The organism is Pseudoalteromonas sp. TP27 (assembly GCF_056470645.1).
Genome location: NZ_JARDAK010000036.1, coordinates 1 through 10,600, shown reverse-complemented (window position 1 = coordinate 10,600; position 10,600 = coordinate 1). Strand labels below are relative to the sequence as shown.

General features: G+C 40.5%; 10 protein-coding genes. 1 reads left to right on the top strand and 9 read right to left on the bottom strand.

All coding sequences use genetic code 11. The annotated features are described in order from the left end of the window. Positions 1–247 precede the first annotated feature (247 nt). Positions 248–661 (top strand): antirestriction protein, encoded by a 414-nt coding sequence (locus PX700_RS21000; protein WP_446701231.1) that lies wholly within the window; start codon positions 248–250, stop codon positions 659–661. Positions 662–1,297: 636 nt separating this feature from the next. Here PX700_RS21000 and PX700_RS20995 read toward each other — a convergent pair. From PX700_RS20995 to PX700_RS20955, 9 genes are all read right to left on the bottom strand, one after another. Continuing rightward, positions 1,298–3,541, bottom strand: coding sequence for a DNA topoisomerase (locus PX700_RS20995; RefSeq protein WP_479521833.1), 2,244 nt, complete (start codon positions 3,539–3,541; stop codon positions 1,298–1,300). 77 nt (positions 3,542–3,618) lie between these two features. Continuing rightward, positions 3,619–4,356 (bottom strand): MobC family replication-relaxation protein, encoded by a 738-nt coding sequence (gene mobC / locus PX700_RS20990; RefSeq protein WP_479521832.1) that lies wholly within the window; start codon positions 4,354–4,356, stop codon positions 3,619–3,621. A gap of 3 nt (positions 4,357–4,359) precedes the next feature. Beyond that, on the bottom strand, positions 4,360–4,893 hold the full coding sequence (locus tag PX700_RS20985; RefSeq protein ID WP_479521831.1) for a hypothetical protein: 534 nt from the start codon (positions 4,891–4,893) through the stop codon (positions 4,360–4,362). Next, entirely contained in the window at positions 4,890–6,890 is a 2,001-nt protein-coding gene (locus PX700_RS20980) for a type IV secretory system conjugative DNA transfer family protein (RefSeq protein ID WP_479521830.1), read from the bottom strand. Before PX700_RS20980 ends, PX700_RS20985 begins: the two co-directional genes overlap by 4 nt. A 901-nt stretch (positions 6,891–7,791) precedes the next feature. Continuing rightward, positions 7,792–8,313 carry a hypothetical protein gene (locus tag PX700_RS20975; protein WP_446701236.1) on the bottom strand — a complete coding sequence of 174 codons (522 nt, stop codon included), beginning with the start codon at positions 8,311–8,313 and terminating at the stop codon, positions 7,792–7,794. Positions 8,314–8,372: 59 nt separating this feature from the next. Continuing rightward, complete coding sequence (locus PX700_RS20970) at positions 8,373–8,612, bottom strand: hypothetical protein (RefSeq protein ID WP_446701237.1); 240 nt, start codon at positions 8,610–8,612, stop codon at positions 8,373–8,375. Between the two features lie 15 nt (positions 8,613–8,627). Continuing rightward, positions 8,628–9,035 (bottom strand): H-NS family histone-like protein, encoded by a 408-nt coding sequence (locus PX700_RS20965; RefSeq protein WP_446701238.1) that lies wholly within the window; start codon positions 9,033–9,035, stop codon positions 8,628–8,630. 36 nt (positions 9,036–9,071) lie between these two features. Beyond that, positions 9,072–9,770, bottom strand: coding sequence for a hypothetical protein (locus PX700_RS20960; RefSeq protein ID WP_446701239.1), 699 nt, complete (start codon positions 9,768–9,770; stop codon positions 9,072–9,074). Positions 9,771–10,292: 522 nt separating this feature from the next. Next, on the bottom strand, positions 10,293–10,600 hold a 308-nt coding region (locus tag PX700_RS20955; RefSeq protein WP_479521829.1), incomplete at its 5' end, for a hypothetical protein.

The following is a 10,600-nucleotide window of genomic DNA, read 5'->3' as shown; positions in this document are numbered from 1 at the left end:
TCTAGTTGACCATCATAATGCTGATAAAGCCGCATGATGATGTCACTATCACTAAACTGACCCATAAGATTGTATCTTATGGGTTTTTTATTGCCTAAATTTTGTGGGTTGAATATAATAGAAGGGCAGCACAGCGCGTGTTGCAGTCTTTGGACGAGGTGTCACTCATAATTTGAGTGGCATACAAGCCCTCAGACTATGATTGATAACTCAGCTTATCAATCCACCAATCATAAAAGGTGACATTATGCTCACTCAATCAATTGTTCCTGTTAAGGAGCGTTTCGCGTTTTTACCATCAATTACAAAACACTTTTTGAGTTTTGAATCGGTGCTGTTTTCATTAGCTGAAAGGTTCTCAGAGGATTATCAAGGGGCTTATTGGCAATTTGTATCACTGAGTAATGGCGGAAAATTCATGTACCCTGAGATTGAACCGTCGGTTCGAGCGATTAATTCGTTCAATTATACCGATGTGACGTTGAGCTCAGAAGCTTATGGGATCTGCATTACGTTAATGGCGCTAGGTCATTTTAATGCATTGGCTCATGAGCGGGGTGATGAACAAGAAAACGAACGTTTGTACGCGCTTTATCACCAATTACGAGATCATGCGTTAGAGCATAAAGAATCAGATTATATTCTGAAATTTATCGATTAACGTAAACCACCAATTTTACGGCCATAGGAAGCATTCCTATGGGGTGTTTCTGTTTATTTTTAGGAGAAACACAGAATGACGATATTATCTATTTCAGAAGAGATCCAACAGGATGTTTATTGCTCTCATTGTGATACGCATGACGGTGAGATCTGCAACAATTACGACACTGGTATGGCGAGTTTTGATTGTCATTGTTGTGGTTTATCTGCTGAGTATCCATTGTGAAATATCACTAAATTGACCCACAGGATTGTATCTTGTGGGTTTTTTATTTGCCAAATTTGAAGTAAAAAAAAGTGAGACTCAAAATCCGAGGTGAGACTCACTGAATACGATAATTATCGCTAAACAACAACCAATAATAGGTTGCAGTAAGATGAGTGTTTAGTTTATGTCATGTAGTTGTGTTCTTTTTACTTATTTGCTTTCTTTATGGAAAGCGTATCACGGTAGCGGGTTGTGATTTTTGGGCACAAAAAAAGCCACACCCGTTAGGGCATGGCCAATTTGCTATTTGAAACAAATTATTTATATAGGGGTATAAATAAAATAATACAAAGGTTTTTGTATGGAGTTATACATACCCTTTGATAGTAGTGAAGATTTAAAGACGTGTCACTTCTTTTTATCTAATTATAATTCCCCTTTATCTCTGTCTGGTTTGCCGTCTTTGTCAAAGAAACGAACCTTACAGGTCGGAAAACCAGTACATCCCCACCAGAACGATCCTTCTTTCTTCGCGGGTTTTCTTGCAAGCGGCTTTCCACATTGTTTACAAAATTCACTAGCACTGATCACACCAAACTTTTCAGCATTGGATGGCCCCTCTTTTTTCTTGGGTTTTGGATCAAAATCAGGCTTACCCTTTTTATCTTGAAACGCGGTTTTACAATCAGGGTAGCGATTACACGCATGGAATATTCCATTCTTTCCTTTACGCTTAGTGATGCTGCCTTTTTGACAGGTTGGACAGGTGATTTTATCCGCTACCGTGATGGCCACGCCGTTCTCTTTTACAAATTGAACTTGGGTTTCAAGATAACGATCGATGTAGCTAACGAATGTTTTTGTATCGAGTTCGCCTTTTTTGATGCTGGCTTGGTAATCGGCCCAAAGTGCCGAGGTATCAGGAGTGATAATTTCATCTGGCAATAACGCACAGAACTCTTGACCTGCCGTGGTCGTTTTATAGACTTTTTCTTTGTAACCTTTTTCACTGACAACACTCACTAAGTGGGTGTTGCTTTCTATTTTTGCCAAAATAGAAGCGCGGGTGGCTTCGGTGCCAATTGACCCCGATTCTGATTTATTGTCTTTATCCTTTTCTTCTAACGCTTTTCTTAGCTCAGGACTGGAGACGTATTTTGCCGCACGGCTCATGGCCGCTAATAACGTCGATTCGGTGAAGTATTTTAGAGGCTGAGTTTTTTTCTTATCGATGGTGACAAGATCACAATGGCCTTCATCCCCTTGCTTTAACAATGCCAAATCAAAGGCGTTGTCATTGGGCTCATCGTTGTACTCACCTTGATAAAGCACTTCCCAGCCTTGCTTATCAATGGTGGATTGAGTTGCTGCAAATTCTTGCTCACCGCAGCCAATCATGGCTTTTACTTTGTCACGCACAGAATCAGGGTAAAACAGGGCAATGAAACTTGTGGCCACCAAGTGATACACGTTGCTTTCTTTTTCCGTCAGAGTGCAACTGCTGCCATTTTTTTCTGTTGGAATAATCGCATGATGGGCGGTGATATTTTTGCTGTTGAACGCTTTGTGTTTCGATCCAACATTGGCCCCGTTAATTGCGTTGACTAAGGTCGAACTCGTGCCCGCAATCGCCGCAAGAATGTCAGACGCTTTATTCAAATGCTCGTCAGATAAGTAACGACAATCTGAGCGCGGGTAGGTTAATAGCTTATGCGTTTCATACAGCTTTTGAACGATGTCTAACGTTTCAGTGGCTTTGTACCCCCATGTTTTAGCACAGGTTTGTTGAAGTTTGGATAAGTTGAAAGGTAACGGTGCCGCTTTGTTTTCTTTTCTATTTTCAATAGAAAGAATACGAGCTGGCTTTTGATCACACACTTCTTTGATGAGCGCCGCGTCCAACTCAGAAATTAAACGATTTTTTTCATCCAATTCACTGGTGTCGGCATTGGGAATTAACCTGGCATTCACTGTTTTTCCAGCAATAGAAAAATTACCGTTGAGAAGATAATAAAATGACTCAGTGTGGTTTAAGTTAGCAAGGGTTCGCTGATTGATTAACCCATAGACGGCGCTTTGTACTCTACCCACATTAAGCACGTTCTCACAGCCTTTCTCACGCGCTTTAAGGGTATAAGCACGTGTTAGGTTGTAGCCAAACAATTGATCGCCAATAGAGCGAGCTAAAGCGCTTTGAGTTTGATATTGAAACTCACTGTTTGGGCGCATAGAGGCGAGGGCCTCTTTTACTGGCTTTTCATTCAAGTCGGCAATCAATAAACGCTCTACAGGTTTGGTGTTATTAACGTGCGTTAGAATTTCGTCAACCAGTAAACAACCTTCATCGTCGGGATCACCCGCATGGACTAAGGTGTCGGCTTCTTTGATGAGTTTTGAAATGATGTTGAATTGCCCTTGGCTTTTTTTAATGACTTTCAGTTTTGGTGGAAAGGTGGCTTTAATGGGTAAATCATCCAGCGACCATTTTTTGAATTTTGGATCATAGTCTTCTGGATCGAATAATTCGAGCATGTGACCATAACACCATGTGATCTTGTCATTGCCATGTTGGTAGTAACCGGCTTTTTTTTCTGAGGCGTTAGGCTTTCCGCCAAGACCAATAACAATGGCTTCGGCTAAACTTGGTTTTTCTGCAATAAATACGCGCATGTGACGCTCCTATAAAATAAAAAGCCCTTAAATTCTTTTAGAAAGTAAGGGCGGTATTTGTTGGGGAAGAATGAAACTCAATGAATAACGAGTGTCTTCATTTCTTCTAATGTGAATATGTGGAATGTTTTTCGGTGATCGTCCGTCAACGTGATACGTGATCCATTCATGTTGACGTAAGTGATGTTGTTAAAGCGATTGGTGAGGGCTATTTTGGTTTTACTGTCAGGAACCACGTAGATGACTTTGGACCAATATTTATTTTTCTTGGCCAGTAGGTGGCTTTTCAATATTTCTTGGTATCGCGGTTTGGTTTTTAGCGTTCGCTCTGTTTCTATCGCAATGGTGTGGCCGTTGGGGGCGATGATCAATGCGTCAGGTCGATGAGGAACAGGGTACTTTTTTCTAAAGGTGTAACGGTCGGCGTTTTGCCAATGTGACCACCCATTACGTTCTAAATAAATTCGTACTTCTTGATTCATCAAGTGATGGATCATTGTCCATGTTTTTATTTTTGAAGGTTCAAAGTGCTGAAAGTCATCGGTATCTTTAGCGTCCGCGGTTTGTATCATGCCATCGATGGTGATCCCCCATATTTTGACTTTTATGTCTCTAAACCCGTATTCAAACTTTTCGATAAGCCCAATGTCTTTCATTTTTTTTAAGAGGCGATCTAATGGCCTTCTGGTTTTATAATTTAATAACAGCATAAGGTTGGGAATGTCGCTGTAGGTTTCTTGTTTTAAATAATTCAAGACCAACGTTTGTTTTTCTGAGTAACGTTCGGCTCTTTTTTTGGGGTCAGTAATGATCATCCATCATCCTTTATTTGATTGGCTTTTTCTTAATTTATGAAAATCAATACAGGTGGTATTCACGGTTTCTAATAAGTGAGCCAGTTGATTGAGTACGCCTGTTTGATAAGCTTGTTTTTGTTGGCTGTTGAGCTCGCCATTAAATAAGGCTTTGTTTAGGTCAATAATAAAAACGTCCATGGCCATGAATATTTTCACGAGCATGGTATTTTCTGGACTGAGTTTGTCTTGATGGATCGTGAACTCATAGTCGTTGTTAGGCGTAAACACTCGTAATTCAATCGGGTCAATCCCATCATTGAACACTGAGGATTGTTTTTTGATTGAGAGTCGAAACGCTCGCAGATCATTTCCTATTTTTTCAATCACCTTTTTTGCGAACAGGGTTGATATGGTTTGATCGTTTCGAGTGGAAAACGCGTAGACAGAAAAGATACTGCTGAAAATAAACTGGCCATCAATGGGCTTTCTTTTCGTGCTTGGTGTCAGTAAATCGTGTTGCCATAGCAGAGCCAGTTTTTTATTGTGGAATTTCATTCTTGTTTTTCCTTTTGTGTTAATTGATTAAATAAGTCATCCACTGTTTTCTCGCACTCTTCGATAGTGGGCGTTTCTTCACTTTCTTCTGGCTCTTCCTGCTCTTCTGAGTCAGATACGCCAAAATCATAATTGCTTTCATCGTCGTCCTCTTCACTTGCAAAAGGATCGGATGGTGCTAACGAAGTGTCTTCTTCTGATGGCTCTGTATCAGAGTCATGTTGGTTCGCCTCTTCGGTGGTACTGATGTCAAAATTGTCATCATTCAGATCATCCAAAGGCGTTAATGATGGAACCTCTTCACTATTCATATTGTGAAAAACTAAGGTTTCTTTTTTCACTTTGATTGGTGAAATAAGTGACGGTCTTGGGGGCTCGTTTGGGGTGAAAATATAGCTAACAAAGGGCGGTAAGCTTTGCAGCATATTGGTGTCAACCAAGGCTCTTTCTGCTAATCGAACGCTGCGCTCATTGGTGATGTTTTCGGTTAAGACGCGGCTGTTTTCAATTTGCTTAGTTTCATCATCCACTAAAATAGTGCCTGACATTTTAGATACCCATTCGGCGGTCTCTGGATCTTGAAGTTTGTACACCAATTTGAATTTGGTGTTTTCAACCACGGCGCCCACAACGGCTTCACCGTTTAAGTCGGCGGGGCAGTCTTTTAAATCGGCAACGGATTGGTGCGCCATGATGATGTGAACGCCTTTATCACGAGCGGCCCCTAATCCTTCAAGTGCGGCTTTTGATAAATGGTATTTCAATTCATCTAAGAAAATGGCGATGGGCCTTGGTTTTGTTTTTACGCGATCACGCTCTTCGGCAAGTTGAAATAATCGAATTAAAATCATGCGCTGGGCGATGATTATTTTACTGTTACGCAGTGAGCCGATGATGTAGCAGCAGCCGCCATTATCAAAAATATCTTTGAGGTTTAATCCGCCGATGGCATTGATTGATTTAATCAACGCCAGCTCTTCCATTTTTCCATAAAAGGCTTTTACTTTTTCAGCGAGAGATTGAACATGCTCGCTATTAAATAGTGCTTCAATGGATCTTATTTCATCGTCACTGGCTAAGAACGGCGCTTCACGCGCTGCCTTTCTGTCATCGATACGATAGAAGTCGGCGATGTCCCCTTTTTCAGCCAAACTTAATCCCGCGACGAGTAATTCTTCGATTTGATCTTTGTTGATACCCGCAAAGAGATCGAGTTGATATTCTTTAAGGTTCAGATCGATTAAGTAGAACGGTTTGCCCGCTTGCTCACACGCATACTTAAATAAGTGTGGCGCCCATTCGTCGTTTTTTGGATCTAAAACAAAGACACCTTCGTCGGCCATGATGCTTTGATAAAGCAGCATTCCCGATGCAACGCCTTTACCTGCGCCCGTTGTTCCTAAAATGTCGGCGTGTTGTTTTTGCCAGTCACCCATTGGGATGTATTGCGGTTGTTGATGGCGATCCAATCCGACAAACATTCCCTTATTAATATCGATGAAATCAAGGGGATCGTATTCCACGGTATCAGGTAAAAACTGACGGATGTTTCTGACGTCGGTTCTCTCTTCTCGAACCAGTGATGACTTCTTGGTTAAGTCGGTTTTCAGTTTGTTTTTTAACGGTGAAAGTTGACGACGAACAAAAACATGAAGAAACAAACCAAGGAATAAACTTGGCCATAATAAATACGCTTGCCATGAATATTCGATACTCACAACCTGAGTTAGTTGTGATCGTTGGATCCAAACTAATAACGTTGGGATCGTTATGTTTGAGATCGTTCCAAAGATAAAAAACAAAACAGAAGTAGCGATAATCGCTCGACGAAAAATACTTTCGTCTTTGTCTGTTTTGGGTTTATCAAAGTAGAGGGTTGGTAAGCCAATCCCCGCGATGAAAGAGAGAAGCCAACCCCACGTGTCGGTGAATGAGTAGAGCGCCGAGCCTGTGAGTATAGCTATTTTAAACAGCATAAATTCGATGTGTTCAAGCATGATTAATTACCTTTGAATACGGTCATTCTTGGTCTCGTGCCTTGGTCTCACTTCTCGGTCTCTAAGAGAGATCAAGGCGTGAGACCAAGGATAGAGATCGAGAAAAGAAAAAGAGAAAAGCAAGAAGGAGCACTCGCAAGCGAGCTAGAGATACAGAAAAAACGTGTTTTTTCAGTCTTTTAAGGTCAAGGTCAACAGAAATCTCCCCTCTGTCCTGAACGTCCGACAGGGAGCACATCAAGAGCGCGCAAAACCGTATCGCTACGCGAGACCAAGCCCCTTTTGAAGGTGATTTACGCTCTTTTTGGCCGTGTCGTTCCTAACTTGCTCAAAAATAGCCTAATCAACTACCAAAACGGGCTTGGTCTCGTGTTACTCAACGGTTGTGCGGGGCAAGCCCCCAAAATAAAACGCCTCTGGGGAGGCTCGTGCTTTACGCTGGGGCTACACGTTTATTTCGGCTCCCCCGTCTAACTTGGTTTCGCGGGGCTCAACGCGGCGTTAGATGCTGCGCACTGAAAAAAGAATTAGCAATTTCGCTTCGCTTCTCCCCCCACGATGGGGGACGCTTTCAGCGATTGAATCCTTTTTTAAGCAGGGCAAACTAGAACTCCTTTGGCGCACGGCGCGTCGTCGTTAAGTTTGAAAAGCAGTTCACCTTCCTTCGCTTAGGCTCGTAATTTTCACTCAAGCATTCAAGCCATTTAACAATCCTTAAGGATTGAAATGTGGCTTTCATTTTATGTATGAAGTCATCTGTTTGTTATTCGCTAATGTCTGGTTTCTTTGTGAAAAGAGCAGAGCAAAAAAGCAAAAGAGACGAGAGAGAAAAGCGGGAGGTAGAGCGATGAAGAGCGAGATAAAAAGACAGAAAAGAGCGATAGGAAAGCAAAAGCGATCATCAAACTGAATGATCGTTCACTAATTTTTTAAGCGCGTTTAGTTTCTGTTTGTTGGCTTTGGTTTCTGGAAAACCAAGCAAGCTTGAATAAAGCTTTATGATTAATTGCTCGATGTTTCTATCGTTATCATTAACGATAGCATCGAGTAATGTTTCATCCGATAAGCGAGAAATTAAGTCATCCTTATTGGTAAACAAAGCGAGATTGTCATAGCCGATATTCTCTATGAGATTAGTGAGTTCACAACCGCTTAACTGATCTATTTTCAAGGCTGTATTGAGGTGATCGTTCGTCTGATGTTTTGATAATTTTTGCCATAACTCTGGTAAATGCGAGCATAATTCCAGTGCGATTAATGTAATGTCTCTATTGTTATCATTGATTATCGCATCGAGTAAATCTCCGTTGGAGAGTCGGGAAACAAATTCAGCTTTATTGCAAAATAAAGCGAGGTTATCGTGTTCAATATCCTCGATGAGATTTGTATTATCATGTCCATTTAATGGACTTTTTTTGGCCATAGTCACTGCTCTTTATATTAAAAAATAATGAATGAAGTTTGAATGTTCGTGGGAAATACTTATCGTAACGTAGATAAGTGTTTAGGATTGAAATGGCTGTTAAGAATATCTTTTTCAAATCGTTGCAGTCGTTCTTTTTCTTGTAACCCTTGCTCAGAAGTCTCATCACATCCTGTGATGAGGCGTTCCATGATGGCTTCAAATTGTCCTAATGCACCTTCCATTTGCTCTGGTGTAATTGAGTGAAGTTCGTTATCAATATCATTGATTGTGAGTGTGCTATCTTGCTCTGAACTCATGATGTAACCCTTACATTAACGTGCTAAAAAATCGGTTAACTTACTGCCATTATGAATGGCTTGTTTGATGATATTCGGCATATCACCTTTACCATTCCACTGTTTTTTCTCGCCGTCTTTTTCATAATGATAAATGAGTTCAGTTTGTGCTGTGGCTGTTTTCTTTTTGGCTTTTGGTTTGCCTGTCATGATTTTAGACAGCGCCTCAAAATCAATGCCTTTATCAATGATTTGTTGTTTGAATTGCTCAAGCTCTTGCAATTTTATGGCGTCTTCTTCGGCTTTTTTTCGGTGTATTTCTTTGATTTCGTCGCTTACTACAACGACATTGGCAAGTAAGGTTTCTATTTGCTCAGGTGTTGCTTCATTCAGTGTTTTACGAAGAGTACGAGTGTTTAATAGTGTTTTTAATAATGGATTCATAAGTGTTCCTTTTGGATTTTATAGATTAGTTTCAAACTAAGAAAAATTGATGGCACCAGAAGCGATGCCATAATCGACGATACATTCCATCATGCTTTTTGGCATTTGTTCGTCATCAAAAAGGTAGTGAATACCCGTAATGTTTTTATGACCTTTTGGATAATAACGTCGTGTTGTTCGGTTGTTTTTATCCACATTGACGCCACTTAAAAACGGAGGAAGACCAAGATCGAAATAAGGTTGATTATCTTCAGTGGTGACGTGTTTGAGTAAGCATTGGATGTATCTTGAGGTTAAAACAAAACTGTGTTGGTTCTCAGGTGAATGCTTTCCTGTGAAAGCAATTATTCCGCCTTTTTCTATTTTAAAAGTAAGTTCAGAAAAGCGATGAGGTCTTGATGGTTTGGAAAGTAATGTCCAATTAGAATGCAGTTTATAAACGCCTTTCGATTCTTTTTGAGCGTAAATTTCAGCGACACCTTCAAAGTCCATCTCATCATAATGATGACGCAGTGAAGCCATGATAAACGTATCACCAACATGCATTTCTCTTAGTCTTGCTAACCAATACATGGGTAAGTGGCAGCGTTTTAAAAACGTGTGGCCAGAGAGTCGATCTTTAACATTGTGGCGCTCTTTCTCATGCTCTCGCTCTCTTTCTTTATAGTGTTGCTCTAGTGCTTCCAATTCTTGATTATCAAGAATGTCAGCGTCATTAGTGAGTGCATTTGTCATTAGGTTACTCCTTGAACTGTTTTGATTTTCGAGTCACTTCACGTTCATGTCGTTTCCATTTGTTGAACTCAATGAGCATCACGTACAGTGAAATAGGATGATTTTATTGAGAATAAAAATGGTAAATGAACGTACTTATGTTCCGTTTTCTTGTGTTTTTAACGGCAGTAAAATGTCATACACGATGAATGAATTAACGGACAATGCTTCAATGTATCGCCATATTTATCTGGTGTGTTTAGTGAAAGAGGACGGGGAGCAATTGCATGTTCTTGGTGGTTTTTTTATTAAAACAAACCTTCATCGAGAAGATGAAACGTATCTATCAATGTTGACCCAATGCTGTTTACGTATTGATGGTTTGGATAATGCGTTGTCTGACAGTTCTTCTTTTTTGTCATTGAAATTAAAGATTGAAGGTGTTCAAACGATCAATGAAGAGGAAGGCATTAGTTTGATGAAGTATCAATATCAGCAGTTAGTTACTCATGGCATTACTTCGTTTAAGGGAGTGATCCATTCTTACTCTTGCGCTTTTAGTACACGAGGTCGCTCCCGCACATATAACCCCAATTTATCGAAGTGCTCTTCTGAGGGCTCTACGTTGTAGCGCAAGGTAAACAATTTTATGAGGTAGTCATCTTGGGTTATCGCGTGATTTTTTGACCATCGTCCATTTTCAGAGCTGAAATAACCGGTGTGCTTTTCTATTTCATCAATTAACTCCCTTTGCTCATCCAAGCGTTTGGCGACGCTGTACGCGAAATCCAGTTGGTCCGTTAGAATGACATTACTAGGTAGTAAGTTTACTGCTTTTAATAAATGAAATA